This is a genomic window from Pontimonas salivibrio, from assembly GCF_002950575.1.
GTDB lineage: Bacteria > Actinomycetota > Actinomycetes > Actinomycetales > Microbacteriaceae > Pontimonas > Pontimonas salivibrio.
Window position 1 is genome coordinate 926137 of the sequence record NZ_CP026923.1, and the last position, 20637, is coordinate 946773.

Below are 20637 nucleotides of genomic sequence, written 5' to 3' on the forward strand. Positions count from 1 at the left end.
AGCGCTAATTTCAGGCGGGAGAGGCGTCGGAAATCTGGCGTTGAATACGCCAAATCATTCCCGCCATCCCGCGCAAGCGAAGCAAACTCACTGCCTCTTCCAGGCCGAGGCTTTGAGGGAAATCGAGTGGCACCGCCATGATTTCCTCTGCGGTCAAGCCCTGAAAACCCTGAACCAGGATGGACGCAAACCCTCGCGTGGTGGGTGCCTCCGCCGGAGCGGAAGCGTACACAACGGGTTCGTTCTTAGTGCTATCGACGTGAATGAATACCGGTGATTGGCACTCGGTCACGCGCTCCCACGCATCCTCAGGAACCATTCCCTCGGGGACCTCGGGTAATTCGTCCGAAAATTCGAGTAGCAGTTGGAGCCGGTCGGCATTACCAAGAGCAAGAAAGTCGTCTTGAATTGCGCGCAGCGACTGTGGCAGCGGAGGGTTTGAATCAGACATTAGTGCCCAGGTGCTACGCCGGGTTCTAGGCCTTTCACAATCGGTACCCGCACGGCAGAGCCCCACTCGGTCCAAGAACCGTCATAGTTTTTGACGTTGTCAATACCCATCAGGTGCTGAAGGACAAACCAGGTGTGGCTGGAGCGCTCACCAATCCGGCAATAGGTAATGACTGGTTCGGAACCGTCGATGCCCGCCTGTTCGGTGTACACCTCTCGCAGCTCTTCGAGGGATTTGAAGGTGCCGTCCTCATTGGCGGCCTTTGCCCAGGGCACGCTGTGGGCGGTGGGAATGTGTCCGCCGCGCAGGGCACCCTCCTCGGGGTAGGCGGGCATGTGTGTGCGCTCACCGGTGTATTCCTCCTGGGAGCGCACGTCAATGAGTGGGCGGCCAAAGTGCTCGAGAACGTCTTCTTTGAATGCGCGCAGGTCGCCATCGTTGCGCTCCACGACCGGGTAATCGGTCTTGTGTGGTGTAGACACCTCACGGGTCAGTTCGCGACCCTCGGCAATCCATTTATCCCGTCCACCGTTCAGCAGCCGAACATCGGGGTGCGAAAACAAACTGAATACCCACAGTGCGTAGGCAGCCCACCAGTTGCTTTTGTCACCGTAGATGACCACGGTGTCATCTCGGGAAATACCTTTAGCGGACATCAAGGCCGCGAACTGTTCGCCGTTTAGGTAGTCGCGCACCACCGGGTCGTTTAATTCGGTGTGCCAGTCAACTTTCACTGCACCAGGAATATGTCCCGTGTCGTAGAGCAGGACATCCTCGTTAGATTCCACCACCACGAGTCCTTCAGAGCCCAAGTGTTCGGCGAGCCATTCAGTGCTCACCAGGCGTTCAGGGTGGGCGTAGTTGTGAGTGGCGATTGAAGGATCGGTGGGTAGTGGCACAGTGACTCCATGTCTGCCCAGAAAACCGGGCGCTCGTCCAGATTAGACTGGCCCAAGTCTCCCACCATCTGGCTGGAAAATCACGTGAAAAAGGAGCAACACCCTTCTATGGTTCATTCGACCAGCCAATCCGCGCTAGGGCGTCTCGTGGAGCGAAACCCCGAGATGAGTGCCGCTGACCTGCTGGAGTATTTTCACCCCCCAGCCCAGTTCGCACACGCCAGTCTTGATAACTATGTGCCGGATGACCGCTATCCGTCCCAGCAGGAAGCGTTGGTTGCTGTTCAACAGTTTGCGGTGGGAGGGACGTTTCGAAACGGCGGAGCTAAATCGTGGTTTGGTAAAGCGAAAACCAGCGCTTCGACCGCTGAGCGGCCGGGGATTTATCTTGATGGTGGTTTTGGGGTGGGTAAAACCCACCTGTTGGCTGCGCTGTGGCACAGCACACCGGGTAGGACCTACTACGGGACCTTTATCGAATACACCGCGTTGGTTGGGGCCCTCGGTTATCGGGGTGCGGTCGAGCACCTTAAGGGTGCCGATTTTTTAGCCATTGACGAATTTGAACTCGATGACCCCGGCGACACCATGGTCATGTCTCGGCTTCTCGGTGAATTAGTCGCCACCGGCACCCGCCTCGCGGCAACCTCAAATACTCCTCCCAACGCCCTGGGAGAGGGTCGGTTTGCCGCGGAGGACTTCCTGCGAGAAATTACCGCCCTGTCGGACAAATTTCTGACGGTCCGCATTGAGGGCGAGGACTACCGCAAGCGAGACTTTGATGGGCATGCGGTGAGCTTCACGGCTGACCAGCTCGATCGCATCGCTTCTCACAGTGCGCAGGGTGTCACGCGTGATTCGTTCGAACAAGTGGTCAACCATCTCAGGCTGATCCACCCGAGCCGCTTTGTGGGCTTGGTTCGAGACCTCGCGATGGTGATTCTTGACGACGTGCACGTGCTGCACGATCAGGCCCAAGCGCTCAGACTGGTGGCGCTGGTTGACCGTCTGTACGACCAGCAGGTCGCTATTGCCGCCAGCGGTGTTGCGCTCGATGAGGTTTTTGACGACACGATGCTCTCGGGTGGGTATCGAAAGAAATATTTGCGAGCGACTTCTCGAATGATTGCACTTTCGCGTCTCGTCGAGTCTCCGGGCGCCTAGGAGCGAACCGGTCGGTCGTCAGCACGAAACACAGTCTTAACATCGAGGCCCCAGCGGTAATCAGCTGGTAACACTCTGGTTCCCCTGCCAGAAACGCGCGACCGTGACACTGGCGAGGCACACAGAGAGTTGTGCGCGTGGCCTTTTGGTCACGTGATCACAACCTCCATTGATTACCAATTTCAGGGGGAAAAAATGGATACAGGCGAACTTGCCTGGGCAGTCATGGCTACCGCACTGGTGCTGCTAATGACTCCCGGCCTCGCGTTCTTTTACGGCGGTTTGGTGAAAGCCAAGTCCGTGGTGAGCATGATGATGATGAGCTTCGGCGCGATGGCGCTCATCGGAGTGCTGTGGGTCCTCTACGGATTCAACATGTCGGCGGTGGATAGCACCTGGGCTTTTTCCGGAAACCCCTTTGCTGACTTTGGCCTCGGTGGTATTGCTGGTTCGAATGAGGACCTCATTGGGGCCGCGTTTGGCGCGACCTTTGCCATCATCACGACAGCGCTGATTTCTGGTGCGATCGCGGACCGTGCGAAGTTCGGTTCATGGATGGTCTTCGCAGGCGTCTGGGCCACAGTGGTCTACTTCCCTGTTGCTGCCTGGGTCTGGGGTGGCGGTTGGATCATGAACCTGGGAGAGACACTGGGTTTGCCGGCGGTGATTGACTACGCGGGAGGAACCGCAGTCCACATCAACGCTGGAGCGGCAGCACTCGCCTTGGCTATCGTTCTGGGTCGCCGTGTCGTGTTTGAAAAGGGTGCTCACAAGCCTCACAACGTTCCCTTGGTGATGCTCGGAGCAGCACTTCTGTGGTTCGGCTGGTTTGGGTTCAACGCCGGTGCCGAATTCCTGAACGACATGGAACTTGCCGGCCTGATCACACTCAACACGTTGGTCGCGACTTCGGCAGCAATCCTTGGCTGGCTGTTCATCGAGAAAATCAAGGATGGCAAGCCGACCTCGGTTGGTGCCGCATCGGGTGCCGTCAGTGGTCTTGTGGCCATCACCCCGGCATGTGCCAACGTGACCCCTACATTCGCGGTGGTTTTGGGAATCGTCGCCGGTATTCTCTCCGCGCTTGCCGTTGAGCTGAAGTACAAGTTGGGTTACGACGACTCGCTCGACGTAGTGGGTATCCACCTCGTCGCAGGAATGATCGGAACACTGTATCTGGGCCTCTTTGCGACAGGTACGGGTCTGTTCACCGGTGGTGACTTCGGTCAGCTTGTCGTCCAAGCAATCGCCGGATTCGGTGTCCTGATCTTCTCATTTGTTGCGGCGCTGATCATCGGCTTCGCAATCGAGAAGACCATGGGCTTCCGGGTCACCAACGAAGACGAGGTGGCGGGAATCGACACCATCGTCCACGGTGAAGAGGGCTACGCCCTTGAGGGCGAGAACCAGAACGCCTAACCGTTTCGCATCACACACATATGAGGGGTCCCCGTCGGGCCCCTCATATGTGTGTGTGAGGGGTGTCCTTCGATACTTGCCGGCCTAGTCGACCTTCCGGCAGTACGCTCGGGGCATACATCATTCTGTGTGAGAAGGTTTCGAAATGCCGGCAATTGGACAGGCGCCACGTAAGAGTCGGCTTCGGTTGCTGATTGGTTTCGCCATTCTCTTGGCGTACAGCACACTCATTCTCTCCGTCACTCTCTCGCCCACCCAGATGGACGTGAATTATCAAAATGCGGTGTTGCGCCTCATCGAGGTCCTCCATCGCAATGGCGTCCCGACGTGGTTTGGCTACGGGGAAGTCGAGTTTCTGGCGAACGTGGCGATGTTTGTGCCGTTTGGTTTCATTGTCGCGATTTTGCTCCCACAGCGGCTTTCCGCTTTGACGGTGTTAGTGGGTCCTGCTTTTTCTGCATTGATCGAAAATGTTCAGCGGGAGTTTCTGAGTGAACGGGTGGCCAGCCTGTATGACGTGTACGCCAATTCCGCCGGTGCAATCATCGGGTTTTTTCTAGCTGCTACGCTCCGAGCCATTGTGCATTCCCGGGATCGAAAGATTGTGGCTCGAGCGATTTGGCAGTACGAGCAGGGGCTTCGACCCACAGGGCGTTGAGGCCAGCATCACCATCTGCCTTGGTCACCCCGGCCTACACTGAGGGCGTAGACGCCATAAGGAGAAGCACCATTTCCACACAATCACCCGTGCTGTTGCTGTCCTTCAACCGCCCAGATACAACCGCTGAAGTGTTAGCGACGCTCCAGCAGGCACAGCCACCTGAACTTTATGTGTTCAATGACGGTCCTCGCACGGGTGTTGAGGGCGAGGAACAGAAGGTTCAAGACACCCGGACGGTAATTGCCGAGATGGTGAATTGGAACCCCACAGTTCACTACCGTTACAACGACCAGAACCAGGGCCTTTTTGCGGGGGTCTCTGGAGCGCTGGATTGGTTTTTTTCCCACGTACCAGAGGGCATCATCTTGGAAGATGATTGTGTTCCACACCCAGACTTTTTTGGCTACTGCGATGAACTCCTCGAAAAGTATCGCGGCGACGAGCGAGTGTGGTGCATCTCTGGAGATAACTCGGTCGATTTGCCCATCTCGCAGGGGGCAAGTTACGGCTTCATTCGCGATCCCTTGATTTGGGGTTGGGCTACGTGGGCCAGGGCCTGGAAATACTTCGACCATGAGCTTTCGGGGTGGCCGGCCGTGAGGGGCAGCAAAACAGAGCGGAGTATGTACCCGGACCGTGTGGAGCGCCTCGTGCGCCGAAAAAGCTTTGACCACTACTTCAACAGCGGTATCGATGCATGGGGCTATAAGTGGAAATTCACCGTGCACACCCACGGTGGGTTGGTCGCGGTTCCCAGGGTGAACTTGGTGAGCAACATTGGCTGGAACCGCCCAGACGCCACCCACACGTCGGGTAATTCCCTGCGGGCAGCCAAGGCAACTGCGGCAATTTTGCCGCTTGTGCACCCCAAAGACGTGGCGATCGACAAGGCGGCCGACCGCGAATGGGTTGAATCGCGGGGCCTCGGTGTCAAGAAGTACCGGTGGAGCTATCAGCTGAAAAAGCTGATCGGAAAAATACGTCGAAGCATTGGTCGGATGTTGGGCCGATGAGACTCATCCAGGCACGCCTACTCGACACCGTGCGGGGTGGGGCCATTGGTGTGGCAGAAATCATTCCGGGAGTGAGTGGTGGAACGGTTGCGCTGTTGGTGGGTATTTACGAGACCCTCATCTCCTCCGCCGCCGTCATTGTTCGGGCGTTTTTTTCTGTGTTTCAGCCCTCGAGCCGCCCGGAAAATTGGTTGGCGCTCCGCCAACTTCCATGGTGGCGACTCCTGGTAATCGCGGCGGGAATGCTGGTGGCCATTGTGGCAGCGGCGGCATTTATTGAGCCGTTGATTGAGCGTTTCCCCGAGCTCACCCGTGCATTCTTTGCGGGTCTGATTGTGGCATCCCTTGCCGTCCCGATTCGAATGGTGGGGAGGCCCTTTGGGTTTAGTCGCCTTACAGTGGTGCTCACTGTGGGGGCCGCGGTGTTTCTCGTGTTGGGGCTCGCACCTCTGAACCAGGTCGACCCCCAGCCGTGGGTGGTTGTCGCTTCGGCTGCGTTAGCTGTCTGTGCGTTAGTTCTTCCGGGAGTGTCAGGGTCGTTCTTACTGCTGTCTTTAGGGCTGTACCAACCCACGCTCGCGGCAGTAAACGACCGCGATTTTGGCTACCTCGGCCTTTTTATTGCCGGGGCTATTGCCGGTTTGGCTTCTTTTGTTGTGGTGTTGCAGTGGCTGTTACGTCGAGCGCGGGCACTGACACTGACCGTGATGACCGGTCTGCTGCTGGGTTCGCTTCGCGCTTTGTGGCCGTGGCAGACCGATGAGCGGGTCTTGTTGGCGCCCGCGACCGAACAGCTTCTGCCGGCGCTGCTGTGGGCAGGCCTCGGTGTCGCCATCGTCGTGGGCCTGATGGCGCTCCAGCGACTCCCGGCTAGTGCATCACAACCAACGGTTTAGGCCCCGACGGGTTGTTCGGCCCAGTGGGACTCTTTCCAGGTCACTGGAGCGCCCACTTTCTCACGGCAGCCCTCAGGCATTAGTCCGGTGTGCCCGATCGTCCACACGTAAATCGCGGGGTAGAGGGGTGCTGGGTTTTGCCAGGCCTGTCGAGCCGCGGTGTTCCTGAGAAAGGCCTGCCGCCAGGCCTAGACTGAAGGTGTGCCAAATCGCGCTCGGGTGAGCAACCGGATTGTGACGATACCCAACCTCGTCAGCCTGGCTCGCCTCGCAGCGATTCCGGTCTTTTTGTCGCTTGTGTGGCGCGGTGATGACCTTATAGGGCTAATCGTGCTTGTTGTTGCCGTGTCGACCGATTTTGTCGACGGCGCACTCGCAAGGCGATTGGGCCAAGTGTCAGTGCTCGGGCAACTGCTGGACCCTTTAGCAGATCGGCTGTTCATTGCCGCCGTTGTGGTGGCGTTGACCATTCGCGACGTGGTGCCTCTGTGGGTTGTGCTGCTCGTGCTGGGACGTGATGTCCTTCTCGGGCTTGGCACGCTCTTCTTTAGACGCTTTGGGGTGGGTGTCTTACCGGTGAAGTGGATGGGTAAGTGGGCCACCTTCGCATTATTGTTCTCGCTGCCGCTGTTTCTCCTGGTAAATGTTTTTGAGGCACTCGCAATGTACGTCGCTCCCTTTGCGTGGGCTATAGCGTTTGCCGGCGTGGTCTTGTATTGGTGGGCAGGAATTTTGTATCTCCTGGACGCTGTGGGGATTGCCCGTACAGCGCGTGCAAGAGCCACCGGCGAGTCCGGTACGCTAGCACCCACGACGGAAGGCTAGGCCATGGTGGATCATTCTGAGGATGGGCAGGTTCCCTCCAATGACACCTCCAGCACTCAGCGTTTTGGGCCAGATTTTGAGTCGAAAATTCAGGCGTTAGAGAACGGCCTCAGTCTGGAAGAACAAGAAATTGTTCACGCACTGCCGGCGGAATCTGCGCTGCTGATTGTGCGCCGGGGCCCTGGGGTGGGGGCGCGCTTCCTGCTGGACCAAGACCGAACAGTGGCCGGACGCCACCCCGAAGCCGACATTTTCCTAGACGATGTCACCGTGTCGAGGCGCCACGCAGAATTTGTGCGTCACGGCAACTCATTTGAGGTGCGCGATATGGGTTCCCTCAACGGTACGTATTTTGATGGTGTCCTCATTGATCAAGCACTGTTGCATGAGGGTGCTGAAGTGCAGGTGGGGAAGTTTCGTATGACGTTTTATCCGTCTTCTCACAAGTCTGAGAGGGGCGCATAGGTGGCGGGGGCAACTTCGGCCACTCCAACGCCGTCGGGTCGTAATCTTTTATCAATTGGTCAAGTCTTACAGCGGCTCAACCCAGAATTTCCCGACCTTTCGCCGTCGAAGCTACGGTTTCTGGAAGATCGGGACCTCGTGAAGCCTGGGCGCACTCCTGCTGGCTATCGCACTTACTCTCACGCCGATGTGGATCGTCTTCGGTTCATCTTGGGCCTTCAGCGAGATCATTACTTACCCTTGAAGGTCATCAAGTCATATTTGGATGAGTTGGATGCGGGTGGCTCTGCTGAGCTTCCCGGCGTCACGCGGGTCGTTCAACCGGTGGCGATAGGCCGCGTGAACGCTCTGGAGCGTGATGAGCTTATTTCCCGCAGCGGTGCCAGTAAGGATCTTGTTGACGAGGCAATTGCTCAGGGCCTGATTACGCCTGGCCCGCTTTTTGACCAGCACCAGTTGCGCGTCGTGGAGTCACTTGTTCAGGCTGAAAGCTTTGGTGTGACCCCCCGGCACTTGAGGGGCATGAGTCAGGCAGTCGCCCGTGAGGTCGACTTGGTATGCCACGCGGTAGACGCAAAGAGCCAGAAGGACGCCCGAGCAAAACGTTCCAAACAGGAACTTCAACGGGAACTTGCCGACGTGGTCCAGCAGTTGCGCGTGGCCCTGGTGCGCCAAGCCTTGGAGGGGTTAGAGTCATAACAGGTGTAGCCGCCGACACGCCCGAGCGGGCTGTCGGCTTCCAATCCCACTGTGGGTGGCATCGGTGGGTACAGTGGGGGAGCTAGCCTAACTGTAAACTAGAAGATGAAGGTAGAGCGGTAGTGATGGAATACACGCCTTCTGGCCATGGGACGCGTCCCGGAGATTTCCTCTTCACTGACGGTTTGCCAGAGCTCGACGCGGACCACGGTTATCGCGGTCAAGTAGCCGCCACAGCGGCGGGAATTAGCTATCGCCAGTTGGACTATTGGGCGCGAACAGGTCTCGTGGAGCCCACCATTAGAAACGCAGCAGGTTCGGGATCCCAACGTCTTTACGGATTCCGCGACATTTTGGTCTTGAAACTAGTCAAGCGCCTGCTGGATACCGGGATTTCTCTCCAACAAATCAGGGTTGCCATCGAACAGCTTCGAACCTCCGGTGTGGAAGATCTTGCACAAACCACGCTGATGAGTGATGGAGCACGCGTCTACCTTTGTACCTCCAACGATGAAGTCATCGACCTGGTCTCACGCGGTCAAGGGGTCTTTGGAATCGCTGTCGGAAAAGTTCTTCGGGAAGTGGAATCCACTCTGGTCACAGCGGAGACCACTGACGCGACGCTTGACCCCCGAGATGAATTGGCCGCGAGGCGAAGCCGCCGAGCGAGCTAACACGCTCTTTCACGGCAAGATAGTCAACCGATTGCGGCACTGACACTCATTTTTTTCTACCGGCTTGACTTCGAGCGCGAAAGTCAAACGGCCTGGTTCTCGGTTGGACCATGTGTCACCAGCGGTGCCCGCCGCTATAGATCCGCCACGGAGGTCAACTGGGCATCGGCGTGCCAGAAAGAGGGCGCCGCAGGAGCGGATTTCCTAGTTGCCCGGACCAATCGGAACGTCAGATTGAATACGCGCGAGAAGCGCGTCAAAAAGAGCTGCCGCTTCTTCAGCGGATTCCCCTGGCCACAGGTGCACGGGCGTGGCCGAGCCTTGTGCTTGTTGCAACACGACGCGTTCTTGAAGTGGGGGTTCGATCACCCTGTTGCCAAACATTTCACGCATTTCATCAATGCGGAACTGGTGCTCGATTGACTGCGGTCGAACGCGGTTAATCACGGCACCGAGAGCTTGCAATCGAGGCGACACCGCGCGCTGTAGCTCGTCAACCGCTCGAAAAGCGCGTTGGGTGGCCGCAACAGAAAAAAGGCTCGGTTCGGTGACGACCAACACGCGGTCACTGGCAGTCCACGCCATCCGTGTGAGACCGTTGAGCGAAGGCGGGCAGTCCAGCAACACGAGGTCATAATCGGCTTCTAACTCAGCGAGAACCTCTTCCATTCGCCAAATTTCACGCTTTGTCAGCACTGGCGTATCGAACTGCATGTTCGCCGGCGAGCCCAACATCGCGTGAACGGTGCCACGGTGATTCTTGGTCCACCCGGACGGTGCAATCGCTTGACGGATGGTCTGCGGTTTTGGGTTCCCCAGGACGTGGGCAACAGTCAGATGATTGCCCATCACTACATCAAGGCCCGTGGACGCATCTGACTGTGGATCCATGTCGATGACGAGTGTGCGCAGGCCCCGGGCAAAACCTGCAGATGCCACACCGAGGGTGACCGTAGTTTTACCGACGCCACCCTTAAGAGAACTCACACTGACCACGCGCATGTCACTACAGCTTAACCTCAGTAGGCTGGATACCGCGCCCTTCAGGGCGTGAGACCCGGTGTGTCGTATGCCAGAGGGGGCCCGAGGCGTGTTTGACAAAATTTTGGTGGCAAACCGTGGCGAAATTGCCATTAGAGCTTTTCGTGCCGCCTTCGAACTAGGGGCCAAGACTGTTGCGGTCTACCCCTACGAAGATCGCAACTCGCTGCACCGGATGAAAGCTGACGAGGCCTACCGCATCGGCGAAATCGGGCACCCGTTAAGGGCGTACCTGGACATTGACGAGATTATTCGAGTCGCCCTCGAATCAGGGGCCGACGCCATTTACCCCGGTTATGGCTTTCTGAGTGAAAACCCCGATCTTGCCCGGGCGGCCGCGGAACACGGTCTGACATTCATCGGCCCTCCAGAGCGCGCACTAAACCTTGCGGGAAACAAGGTTGAGGCAAAAAACACCGCCCGCCAAGCAGGAGTCCCCGTCCTCGAATCGAGTGAAGCCACCACAGATATCGACGCGTTAGTGGCCGCGGCAGCCGAGATTGGTTACCCCGTCTTTGCGAAAGCCGTCGCTGGTGGTGGTGGACGAGGAATGCGCCGGGTGGAAAGCCCCGAGCTGCTACGGCCGGCCCTAGAAGCCGCAATGCGAGAGGCAGCCTCCGCGTTTGGCGACGATCGAATGTTCATCGAACAGGCCGTCGTCCGGCCCCGCCATATCGAAGTACAAATCCTCGCTGACTCCACAGGGGAGACGTTGCACCTGTTTGAGCGAGACTGCTCGCTCCAACGGCGCCACCAGAAAGTTATCGAGATTGCGCCCGCCCAAAACCTGGACCCCGCCATTCGTGAAGCCATGCTCGCTGACGCGGTGTCCTTCGCCCGGCAGGTGGGTTACGTCAATGCGGGAACCGTCGAATTCCTTCTGGATACCGCGGGCGACCGCGCTGGTCAGCACGTCTTCATCGAAATGAACCCCCGAATTCAAGTGGAACACACCGTGACCGAAGAAGTGACCGACGTGGATCTGGTGGGCGCGCAAATGCAGATTGCCGCTGGAGTCAGCCTCGCGCAGCTGGGCCTCAGTCAAGAGACCATCGAAGTGCGTGGGGCGGCACTGCAGTGTCGCATCACGACTGAGGACCCCAGCGCAGATTTCCGGCCCGACACCGGCAAAATCACCACCTACCGTTCCCCGGGGGGCGCCGGTATTCGCCTTGATGGGGGCACGGTCAACCAGGGTGCACAAATTTCCCCCTACTTCGATTCGATGTTGGCAAAAATGACCACTCGGGGAAGAGATTTTGAGCAGGTTGTGCGGAGAGCCAGAAGGGGCCTCGCCGAATTCCGCATCAGGGGAGTACATACCAATATTGCTTTTCTCCAAGCGGTTCTGGCCGATGAGTCATTCATCGCGGGTGACGTCTCGACATCATTTATCGATGAGCACCCTGAGCTGATTACGACGCGGGTGTCAAAAGATCGCGGCACAAAGTTACTCACTTGGTTGGCTGATGTGACCGTCAATCAACCCCACGGAGAAGGTCTCGGTTTAGTAAGACCCAGCGAAAAGTTGCCCGAAGTGGACCTCAACGCGCAACCCACACCAGGCTCGAGGGAACGTCTTGCACAATTAGGTCCAGAGGGTTTTGCCCGGTCCTTGCGGGAACAAACCGCCTTAGCGATCACGGATACGAGCTTCCGCGATGCCCACCAATCTCTACTGGCCACCAGGGTGCGCACGAAGGATTTGGTCGATGTCCTCCCCGCTGTGTCGAGGCTCACACCAGAGTTGTTGTCACTGGAAGCGTGGGGTGGGGCCACTTACGATGTCGCATTGCGCTTCATAGGAGAAGACCCCTGGGAGCGCCTTGGGCAGATGAGACAGGCGCTGCCGAACATCACCATTCAGATGCTCCTTCGTGGACGCAACACGGTGGGCTACACGCCCTATCCAACGGAAGTGACCGACGCGTTCGTTGACGAAGCCAGTGCAGTCGGTGTCGATATTTTCCGCATTTTCGATGCCCTCAACAACGTCGACCAGATGCGCCCTGCTATTGACGCCGTGCGCCAAAACGGCCGTTCGGTTGCTGAAGTGGGGATGTGCTATTCGGGGAACTTACTCGATCCAGCGGAGAACCTGTACACCCTCGACTATTACCTTCGCTTAGCCGAGGAGGTTGTCGAGGCAGGGGCACACATCATCGCGATCAAAGACATGGCTGGTTTGTTGCGCGCTGAGGCCGCTTACACTCTGGTCAGTGCGTTGCGGGAGCGCTTCGATCAGCCCGTCCACTTGCACACCCACGACACCGCAGGTGGACAACTGGCGACCCTGCTGGCAGCCTCCCGTGCAGGCGTGGATGCCGTTGACGCGGCTGCTGCGCCACTATCGGGAACAACGAGCCAACCGTCGCTATCGGCGCTTGTCGCCGCACTGGAGCACACGCCTAGGGATTCAGGAATCACGCTCGATAACGTTTTTGCGCTCGAGCCCTATTTCGAAGCAGTTCGCGCTCTCTATGGACCCTTCGAGTCGGGACTTCCAGCACCCACCGGCCGTGTCTACCACCACGAAATTCCAGGAGGTCAGTTGTCTAACCTCCGCCAACAAGCCATCGCCTTGGGATTAGCTGACCGTTTCGAAGCCATCGAGGATTGGTATGCCGCAGCGAACCGAATTCTGGGTCGCCCTACCAAGGTCACGCCTTCATCGAAAGTGGTGGGAGACCTGGCTCTTCAAATGGCTGCCGCGGATGTTGACCCCGACGACTTTGAACAACACCCCGAAAAATATGACATTCCTGACTCGGTCATCGGTTTCATGGCCGGCGAGCTCGGCGATCCTCCTGGAGGGTGGCCCGAACCGTTCAGAACAAAAATTTTGGCTGGGCGCCATCGGACGCTCACCCAGGAAGAACTTTCCGACACTCAACGTGACACGTTGAGCCAGCAGGGCCGAGACCGCCAGGTGCTTCTCAATCACCTACTCTTTCCCGGTCCGGCCAAAGAGTGTGAAGCTGTGCGGGAGCAGTTTGGCGATGTCTCGGTGCTTGATACCCGCGACTACCTTTATGGCCTGCGGGTGGGCGAGGAAATTGTCGTGGACGTGGAGCCCGGGGTGAGCCTTTATGTCGAACTGGAGGCGATGAGTGACACGGATGAGAGGGGTATGCGCACCGTAATGGCCAGTTTGAATGGCCAAATGCGCCCCGTCGTCGTTCCCGACCGGAGCGTCAGTGTCCAAATCCCGAGCGTCGAGAAAGCTGACCCGCTGCAATCCGGCCATGTTGCGGCCCCCTTTGCGGGTGTGACCACACTCAAGGTCGCAGTAGGTGACAACGTGGCAGTAGGCGATGTCCTGGCGACCATTGAAGCGATGAAGATGGAGGCGGCTATCACTAGCCAAGTCAGCGGAGTCGTGTCACGACACGCAGTTGGCGCCACCCAAGCAGTTGAGGCTGGGGACCTATTACTCGTCATCGCAGACCAGTGAGGCATCCCCACTTCTCATCCTGACTCATCATCTGGTCGCGCTAGAGTGAACAGGCCCGCTGTCGTGGGCATGAAGGAGCAAGTGTGGCTAAAGCTAATAACAAAGTGAGCGCTTCGAAGCATCCCGAAGCAGTACCCGCCGATTCGAAAAAAAATGACCCCGCCGGGGGTGCTCCTGAGGTGGGAGATTCGGCTTCGGTTGCGGCCCAAGAGCCCGCCGAACACGATTCGGTCCTTGATGAAAGCCAAGTGGACCCTTCGGCGCTCATCGGCGATGGCGTTGATAGTCACTCGGTCATTGTGACTGCTTCGGTCGCGGCGCAGACCCAGCGGCAAGATAACACATCGGGCACCCCCGAAGCGAGCTCCATGCTCACCGAAGACCGTCTCCTTGACCAGAAGAAAACGGCCGAAGTGCCGGAGGGGTTCTTCCAAAGACTGCTTTACGAACTTTCGTTTCACCTCATTAACGTCGGCGATTCGAGAGCCGCCCGAGCGAGAAAAGACCTTTCCAGTCGCATTGCTCGTCCCTTTGATGGTGGCGCCATGTATGTTCCCGTTCTCACCAGAAAAGGCGGAGTGGGAAAAACAACCGTAACGACCCTTCTGGGTATGGCACTCGCCGAGGTCAGGGACGATCGAGTCATCGCGATAGATGCCAACCCGGACCGAGGAACGCTGTCAGAGCGAGTGCCGAGGTCTACTGCCGCGACCGTTCGCGATGTGGTGAAACTCATCGCCGGAATTCGCGGTTTTACCGATTTCTCCGAGTTAGTCTCCAAAGACAAAACCAGACTGCATGTGCTCGCATCAGATACCGACCCACAACTTTCTGAAGCGTTTGATGAAGATGACTACAACGTGGTGGCGGACGCTGCCGCTCGCTTCTACTCGGTGATACTCACCGACTGTGGCACCGGTGTGGTTCACTCCGTGATGAAACCCACGCTGGAGCGTGCAGACGGTCTGGTTGTCGTCTCCGGTGGGAGCATCGATGAAGCCCGTTTGGCTTCGGAGACATTGACCTGGTTGGAGGCCAACGGCTGGGGCGATTTGGTCCGGAACACCATTGTGGTGTTGAACACTGCGACTCAGGGCACCAATGTAGTCAAGTTGGAAGAGATTGAAGATCACTTCCTCTCGCGGGTCCGCGACGTTGTGCGTATTCCTTACGACCCCATGTTGGCAGCTGGCTCGATCATTGAATGGGACAGGCTCAGTCCGTTCACCCGCCTCGCCGCCCGCGAATTGGCTGCCCTCGTTGTTGAGGGTGTGGCAGACCAATCTGGGCGATAGCTCGTGACGTCCCGGCCAATTCGCCTCTTTGGTGACCCGATTCTTCGCAGTCCCACCGACCCGGTAGATCTAGGACATCCTTCCACAAGGGCTCTTGTGGAAGACCTCTTGGACACGGTGAGGGAACCCGGGAGAGCCGGTGTTGCGGCGAACCAAATTGGGGTGGGACTTCGCGCTTTCAGTTACAACGTGAACGGCGAGGTTGGCTATGTGCTGAACCCTGTGCTGGTCTCGGTCGATGGAGAGCCGGAGACGATGGACGAAGGGTGCCTTTCCGTACCCGGCATGAGTTTTCCCAGGCTTCGCTACCCGCAGGCAACCGTGCGGGGGGTCGATCTAGCCGGTGTAGAGGTAGTGCTTTCCGGAGAGGGACTGATGGCGCAAGCCCTACAGCACGAATGCGACCACTTAGATGGCCACCTGTATATTGAGGGCCTCGAGCCGGAGATAAAGCGCGACGCGATGCGGGTGATTCGAGAGTCCGACTGGTTTCTGAATCGGTGAGAGCTCGAGGGGTTTCACCCCTCGACGGGGAAAATGAGTGCCCGGTGCTGAGGGCTTACACTAATGCCCGTGCAGAGCCTCGGAATCGATATTGGTGGGACCTCAATCAAAGCCGGCATCGTCGGTCCTCGGGGGCTTGAGGGCGAGATTCGGCAGGTGCCGACCCCTTCGCATCCGGACGCCATTATTGACACGACGCTCGCTTTGGCGAAGAGTTTTCCTGTTCAGCCGACGGTGGGGGTCGCTGTTGCTGCTTTTCTTGACCCTGCCCGCACACACGTTGAGTTTTCCCCCAATATCGCCTGGGATGGCCGGCCACTCCGCCACGAACTGGAGGAAGGCCTGCAGCTTCCTGTGGTGTTGGAAAACGATGCCAATGCAGCCGGTTATGGTGAATACGTCCTTGGAGCCGGTCAGCAGGCGTCGCCAATGGTGATGCTCACACTCGGGACAGGCGTGGGCGGGGCAGTCATTCTGGACGGGAAACTTTTGGCTGGCGCCAGAGGTGTCGCGGGCGAATTGGGCCACATTGTGGTGAACCCCGGGGGAGCGGTGTGCGGTTGTGGGCAGCGCGGCTGCGTCGAGACCGTGTCGTCGGGTACGGCGCTCATGACAATGGCGCGACAAGCCTTAGGAATCGAGATCAACTCGACCCACGCGCTTAAACAAGCTTTGGTTGATGCCCCGGAGTTGCGAAAAACTCTCCTCAACACGATGGCGGAAGGAATTATTGGGGCGCTCCTTCAAATCCAAGCGGTGGTCGATCCTGCGCTCAGTGTGATTGGCGGTGGGGTGACTGAGCGGCTCGGTGCGGAACTGTTCGACGCCTTGGATCGACTGAAAGATGACGCGTTAGACGGGCGGAGAAGCGTCGCATTTCCCCCAATTGTTCCCGCCGAATTGGGTAATTCAGCGGGAATTATTGGGGCGGGCTTACTCGCTCAAAGACACGACGTCCACTCTGCACACTAATCTGAATTATCTCGAGGGGGTCTAACGTGTTTTACTGGTGGTTGAAAAATGGTCTCCTGGGCCCTCTGTTCGCCACCGTTTTTCGCCCCCAGATTGAAGGGGTAGAACACATACCTGCTGACGGGCCAGCAATCATCGTTTGCAACCACCTCTCGTTCGTAGACAGCGTTTTTCTCCCGCTAGCCGTCCCCAGGAGGATGAGTTACCTCGCGAAGAGCGACTATTTCACGGGCAAGGGTGTTCGCGGGGCGCTCGTTCGATGGTTTTTCACCGCCTCCGGCCAGTTACCCATTGACCGAGCCGGCGGAAAGGCTTCAGAAGCTTCTCTGAACACCGGTCTGCAAGTGCTTGCCGAGGGGCGCATTCTCGGGCTTTACCCTGAGGGGACACGTTCACCCGATGGACGCCTTTATCGAGGCCGCACGGGTGTGGCGAGAATGGTACTTGAAGCACACGTCCCCGTCATCCCGGTTGCGGTGACCGGTACCGACGAAGTGATGCCTCTCGGCAAACGGCTTCCTCGGGTGAAAAAGGTGACCGTCCGCTTCGGAGAGCCTCTCAATTTTTCGCGGTTTGAGGGCATGGAGGGTGACCGTTTTGTATTGCGGTCCATCACTGACGAAATAATGTATCGAATTAATCAACTCAGTGGCCAGGAATACGTCGACGTGTATGCCTCCACAGTGCGTCAGGGCTCCGCCGCCAGCTGAGAGTGTGGCGCCTTAGCCTGAAGTAGGCTTTAGAGCCTGTCCAACCTCGTGAGAAATACAGGAGCGATGAACGTTTCGACGATGATTGACCCCACCGAAGCCGTGGTGGAACCCCGGCCTGAAACTATTGAGGGTTTGGACAATTGGCGCACCCGGCCCACGAAACAACAGCCTCCTTGGCCTGATCAGGCCGCAGCAGACGCGGTCTCTGAGCATTTGCTTCGTGTACCGCCGTTGGTTTTTGCGGGAGAAGTCGACCAGCTGAGAAATCAGCTGGCGACGGTTGCCAGGGGTGAGGCATTCGTGCTTCAAGGGGGCGACTGCGCAGAAACTTTCGCCGGCGCAACGGCGGACCAAATTCGAAACCGCGTGAAAACGATCCTCCAAATGGCTGTGGTCTTGACCTATGGCGCCTCGCTACCGGTCGTCAAAATGGGGCGCATGGCCGGGCAGTTTGCGAAGCCTCGCTCGAGCGACGAGGAAACTCGTGATGGTGTGACACTGCCCGCCTACCGCGGGGACATGGTCAATGGCTACGAATTCACTGAAGAATCTAGAACTCCCAACCCCGAGCGAATGCTCGAGGGGTACCACACCGCCGCGTCAACACTGAACCTTATCCGCGCCTTCACCCAGGGTGGTTTCGCTGATCTTCGCATGGTTCACAGTTGGAACCGTGGCTTTGCGGAAAACCCTGCCAACCGGCGGTATGAAGGATTGGCTCGTGAGATTGACCGAGCCGTGAAGTTTATGGAAGCCGCTGGAGCCAATTTTGATGAGCTCAAGCGGGTGGACTTTTTCGCGAGTCACGAAGGCTTGCTCATGGAATACGAGCGGGCAATGACACGCATTGATTCCCGCACTGGCCTTCCCTACGATACCTCCGCGCACTTCCTGTGGATCGGTGAGCGCACCAGGGATCTTGACGGCGCGCATGTCGACTTTTTCTCCAGGGTGCAAAACCCGATCGGGGTGAAGCTTGGCCCCTCAACAACCGTCGATGATATGAACAGACTGATCGACATACTCGACCCGGATAGGGTCCCTGGTCGGTTGACGTTCATTACTCGAATGGGCGCAGGCACGATTCGTGACGCTTTGCCGCCCTTGCTGGACGCGGCGCAGCGTAGCGAGGCCACGCCGATCTGGATCACTGACCCGATGCACGGTAATGGAATCACTACTCAAACGGGTTTCAAAACCCGACGGTTTGATGATGTGGTCGATGAGGTGAAAGGGTTCTTTGAAGCCCATCGTGAGGTCGGTTCACACCCGGGCGGTCTCCACGTCGAGTTGACCGGGGATGACGTCACAGAGTGCATGGGAGGAACCCAACGAATTGATGAGTTGGGCCTGGAAACCCGCTACGAATCGTTGTGTGATCCGAGGCTCAATCACCAACAGTCGCTCGAGCTTTCCTTCCTGGTCGCTGAAGAACTGGCTGTGACGGCTTCCTAAGCGAAGCTTCGAATGGTGACCGTGGTTCCAATCGGGACTTGCTGCCCTTCGCCAGGCTCCACGCTTGTCACTTCAGCGCGGGAATCTGACCACGAGTCCTCCGGGAGCACGGTACGCACTTGGACTTCCAAACCGAGGTTCTCGAGAGTGTCGACAGCGTCCCGGATGGTTCCACCCAGCACGTCGGGGATGGTCACCAGCGGCGGGCCACGAGAAATGGTTAAGGTCACCGTGTCGCCCGGATCGAGTGCACTGTTGGTTGATGGCGTATAACGAATAACAAGCCCCTCGGCGATCGTTTCGGAGAACTCTCCGTCGCCACCGACAACTCCCTGCAATTCCAAGGCCTTCAGGGCTGCTTGGGCCTGTTCAACAGTGAGCCCTTCCACATCGGGTAGTGACCCCGCACTGGTGACAAGGTTGACAACTGCTTCAGCCTCTAGCTGTGTGCCAGGAGCGATAGAGACACCTGCCTCATTCGTGACGTCGGTGACGACTCCTGGTTGGGCGGTATCGGAGTACTTTCTGGTCACGGTCCCTAACGTGAGCCTGGCGTCATCCAAGCGAGCTTCGGACTGCTCGAGCTGCAGCCCCACAACGGCGGGAAGTGCGGTCGGCTCAACGCCCTGAGAAATGATCAGAGTTACCGATGTCTCCTCTTCTACTTCCGCCCCTGCGGCCGGGTCGGTGCCAATGACAAACCCTGCAGGGATTGCATCGTCGAATTCTTGGTCAAGTTGATCAGACACCAGGAGCTCGGTGGCTTGAAGTAAATCACCAGCCTCCTGCACCGTGGTTCCACTGACGTCGGGCACGGAAACAATTGAGGGCCCGCGCGGGGCAAACAGCAAGATGGCTATCCCCACGGCAACCAACGCAGTGAGAATAAACGCCCACCACACTCCTGCACTGGGTCGTTGGCGACGTGTCGCCTCGACCGCAACGTCCTCTTGCGCTAGCGAGGTCTCGGCGTAGTCGGGTACTTCTAAGTCGGCAAACACGTCGCCGGCGCGACCGAGTATTTCTGTCGGTTCGTCGTCTGCTGACGTGCGGGGCGCGACGTCTCCGGGGCGGAGGACTTTGGTGCGCTCATCGGGAGCCTCCGCGGCCGGCATCACCCTCGTGGGTTCGCCCGCTGACACTCGTTTCTTGATTTCTTGTTCGACTCGAATAATGTGATCGAGCAGCGCCCGGGCGTGTGCCGGACGTTGGTCTGGCGACCTCTGGGTCGCCCAGCGGATGACGTCATCGAGCTCATCGGGGATGTCTGGGTTGATTTCGCTGGGTACTGGAACGTCGGCATTCGCGTGCTGGTACGCGATGGTCACCGCTTGGTCACCGATGAAGGGTTGCTTCCCGGTGAGCATTTCAAACATCATGATGCCCAGGGCATAGAGGTCGCTACGAATATCAGCGGGACTGCCGGTCACCAGCTCGGGGGAGAGGTAGGCCACGGTCCCCAGCAGCGCTTGGCCCGTCTGGGTGTTGTGGGACGCTGCGCGGGCGAGGCCAAAGTCCGCAATTTTTATGCGACCATCATCTGCCATCAAAATGTTCTCTGGCTTCAGGTCGCGGTGGACGATTCCCGCCTGGTGGGCAAGGTCCAAGCCCTGGAGGATGGCCTTCACCACGTCAAGGGTTTGCTCCCAGGTCAACACGCCAAAGTCTGTGAGAAGCTCCCGAAGAGTGATGCCGGGGAGGTACTCCATCACGATGAATGTCAGTTCGCCGTCTTGGCCTTGGTCGAACACGTTGACGATGTTGGGGTGAGACAGTCTGGCTGCCTGTCGGGCCTCTTGAATAAATCTGGCGGTGAACTGGGCATCAGCAGCCAAATGTGGGTGCATGACTTTGACTGCCACCGGTCGCTCCAGGCGGTAGTCCAACCCGCGGTACACCGATGCCATCCCACCACGGGCAATGCGATCCTCGATGAGGTATCGCTTGTCGATTGTGGTGCCGACCAGGGGGTCGGTCGCGGCATTATTCATTGCTTTGGATTGTATTGGGCGCAACGCAGTACGTGCCCCAGGCGCA

Annotated in this window: 19 protein-coding genes; 15 read left to right on the top strand and 4 right to left on the bottom strand. The window is 58.1% G+C overall.

The window, feature by feature from the left end:
• Window positions 1-10 precede the first annotated feature (10 nt).
• Window positions 11-451 carry a SufE family protein gene (locus C3B54_RS04680; protein ID WP_104913464.1) on the bottom strand — a complete coding sequence of 147 codons (441 nt, stop codon included), beginning with the start codon at window positions 449-451 and terminating at the stop codon, window positions 11-13.
• Window positions 451-1350: a sulfurtransferase gene (locus C3B54_RS04685; RefSeq protein ID WP_104913465.1), complete on the bottom strand. Its 900-nt coding sequence runs from the start codon at window positions 1348-1350 to the stop codon at window positions 451-453. Before C3B54_RS04685 ends, C3B54_RS04680 begins: the two co-directional genes overlap by 1 nt.
• A gap of 108 nt (window positions 1351-1458) precedes the next feature.
• Between C3B54_RS04685 and zapE the strand changes: the two genes are divergently transcribed.
• The 9 genes from zapE (at window position 1459) to C3B54_RS04730 (ending at window position 9166) form a co-directional block, all read left to right on the top strand.
• Entirely contained in the window at window positions 1459-2514 is a 1056-nt protein-coding gene (zapE, locus tag C3B54_RS04690) for a cell division protein ZapE (protein WP_104914271.1), read from the top strand.
• 195 nt (window positions 2515-2709) lie between these two features.
• Complete coding sequence (locus C3B54_RS04695; protein ID WP_104914272.1) at window positions 2710-3933, top strand: ammonium transporter; 1224 nt, start codon at window positions 2710-2712, stop codon at window positions 3931-3933.
• A 145-nt stretch (window positions 3934-4078) separates the two neighbouring features.
• Window positions 4079-4591, top strand: coding sequence for a VanZ family protein (locus tag C3B54_RS04700; protein WP_104913466.1), 513 nt, complete (start codon window positions 4079-4081; stop codon window positions 4589-4591).
• An 89-nt stretch (window positions 4592-4680) separates the two neighbouring features.
• Window positions 4681-5607 carry a glycosyltransferase family A protein gene (locus tag C3B54_RS04705; RefSeq protein ID WP_104913467.1) on the top strand — a complete coding sequence of 309 codons (927 nt, stop codon included), beginning with the start codon at window positions 4681-4683 and terminating at the stop codon, window positions 5605-5607.
• A complete protein-coding gene (locus tag C3B54_RS04710; protein ID WP_158665539.1) occupies window positions 5538-6503 on the top strand; it encodes a DUF368 domain-containing protein in 966 nt (321 codons plus the stop codon). The genes C3B54_RS04705 and C3B54_RS04710 overlap by 70 nt, the downstream gene beginning before the upstream one ends.
• A 201-nt stretch (window positions 6504-6704) precedes the next feature.
• A complete protein-coding gene (locus C3B54_RS04715) occupies window positions 6705-7328 on the top strand; it encodes a CDP-alcohol phosphatidyltransferase family protein (protein ID WP_104913469.1) in 624 nt (207 codons plus the stop codon).
• A 3-nt stretch (window positions 7329-7331) separates the two neighbouring features.
• Window positions 7332-7793, top strand: coding sequence for an FHA domain-containing protein (locus tag C3B54_RS04720; protein ID WP_104913470.1), 462 nt, complete (start codon window positions 7332-7334; stop codon window positions 7791-7793).
• Window positions 7794-8492 carry a transcriptional regulator FtsR gene (ftsR, locus tag C3B54_RS04725; RefSeq protein WP_104913471.1) on the top strand — a complete coding sequence of 233 codons (699 nt, stop codon included), beginning with the start codon at window positions 7794-7796 and terminating at the stop codon, window positions 8490-8492.
• Window positions 8493-8617: 125 nt separating this feature from the next.
• Window positions 8618-9166, top strand: coding sequence for a MerR family transcriptional regulator (locus C3B54_RS04730; protein WP_104913472.1), 549 nt, complete (start codon window positions 8618-8620; stop codon window positions 9164-9166).
• A gap of 204 nt (window positions 9167-9370) precedes the next feature.
• Here the strand turns inward: C3B54_RS04730 and C3B54_RS04735 are convergent, their stop codons facing one another.
• The gene (locus tag C3B54_RS04735; protein ID WP_104913473.1) at window positions 9371-10168 is read right to left on the bottom strand and encodes a ParA family protein; all 798 of its coding nucleotides are present in this window, start codon (window positions 10166-10168) and stop codon (window positions 9371-9373) included.
• Between the two features lie 88 nt (window positions 10169-10256).
• On the opposite strand from C3B54_RS04735, the gene C3B54_RS04740 reads away from it, so the two are divergent.
• The 6 genes from C3B54_RS04740 (at window position 10257) to C3B54_RS04765 (ending at window position 18600) form a co-directional block, all read left to right on the top strand.
• Entirely contained in the window at window positions 10257-13661 is a 3405-nt protein-coding gene (locus tag C3B54_RS04740; RefSeq protein ID WP_104914273.1) for a pyruvate carboxylase, read from the top strand.
• Between the two features lie 83 nt (window positions 13662-13744).
• Entirely contained in the window at window positions 13745-14956 is a 1212-nt protein-coding gene (locus C3B54_RS04745; protein WP_245867791.1) for a MinD/ParA family ATP-binding protein, read from the top strand.
• A 3-nt stretch (window positions 14957-14959) separates the two neighbouring features.
• Complete coding sequence (locus C3B54_RS04750; RefSeq protein ID WP_104913474.1) at window positions 14960-15460, top strand: peptide deformylase; 501 nt, start codon at window positions 14960-14962, stop codon at window positions 15458-15460.
• A 69-nt stretch (window positions 15461-15529) separates the two neighbouring features.
• Window positions 15530-16432: an ROK family protein gene (locus tag C3B54_RS04755; RefSeq protein WP_158665540.1), complete on the top strand. Its 903-nt coding sequence runs from the start codon at window positions 15530-15532 to the stop codon at window positions 16430-16432.
• Window positions 16433-16458: 26 nt separating this feature from the next.
• Complete coding sequence (locus C3B54_RS04760) at window positions 16459-17142, top strand: lysophospholipid acyltransferase family protein (protein ID WP_104913476.1); 684 nt, start codon at window positions 16459-16461, stop codon at window positions 17140-17142.
• Window positions 17143-17223: 81 nt separating this feature from the next.
• Window positions 17224-18600 carry a class II 3-deoxy-7-phosphoheptulonate synthase gene (locus C3B54_RS04765; protein ID WP_104914275.1) on the top strand — a complete coding sequence of 459 codons (1377 nt, stop codon included), beginning with the start codon at window positions 17224-17226 and terminating at the stop codon, window positions 18598-18600.
• On the opposite strand, the gene pknB is transcribed toward C3B54_RS04765, so the two are convergent.
• Window positions 18597-20591: a Stk1 family PASTA domain-containing Ser/Thr kinase gene (gene pknB, locus C3B54_RS04770; RefSeq protein ID WP_104913477.1), complete on the bottom strand. Its 1995-nt coding sequence runs from the start codon at window positions 20589-20591 to the stop codon at window positions 18597-18599. The genes C3B54_RS04765 and pknB overlap by 4 nt on opposite strands.
• Between the last annotated feature and the right edge of the window lie 46 nt (window positions 20592-20637).

What these genes read in the sequence shown, in the direction of transcription:
- C3B54_RS04680 (WP_104913464.1), bottom strand. Translation starts at nt 451, where the DNA reads ATGTCTGATTCAAACCCTCCGCTGCCACAGTCGCTGCGCGCAATTCAA.
- zapE (WP_104914271.1), top strand. Translation starts at nt 1,459, where the DNA reads ATGGTTCATTCGACCAGCCAATCCGCGCTAGGGCGTCTCGTGGAGCGA.
- C3B54_RS04695 (WP_104914272.1), top strand. Translation starts at nt 2,710, where the DNA reads ATGGATACAGGCGAACTTGCCTGGGCAGTCATGGCTACCGCACTGGTG.
- C3B54_RS04700 (WP_104913466.1), top strand. Translation starts at nt 4,079, where the DNA reads ATGCCGGCAATTGGACAGGCGCCACGTAAGAGTCGGCTTCGGTTGCTG.
- C3B54_RS04720 (WP_104913470.1), top strand. Translation starts at nt 7,332, where the DNA reads ATGGTGGATCATTCTGAGGATGGGCAGGTTCCCTCCAATGACACCTCC.
- C3B54_RS04730 (WP_104913472.1), top strand. Translation starts at nt 8,618, where the DNA reads ATGGAATACACGCCTTCTGGCCATGGGACGCGTCCCGGAGATTTCCTC.
- C3B54_RS04735 (WP_104913473.1), bottom strand. Translation starts at nt 10,168, where the DNA reads ATGCGCGTGGTCAGTGTGAGTTCTCTTAAGGGTGGCGTCGGTAAAACT.
- C3B54_RS04765 (WP_104914275.1), top strand. Translation starts at nt 17,224, where the DNA reads ATGATTGACCCCACCGAAGCCGTGGTGGAACCCCGGCCTGAAACTATT.
- pknB (WP_104913477.1), bottom strand. Translation starts at nt 20,591, where the DNA reads ATGAATAATGCCGCGACCGACCCCCTGGTCGGCACCACAATCGACAAG.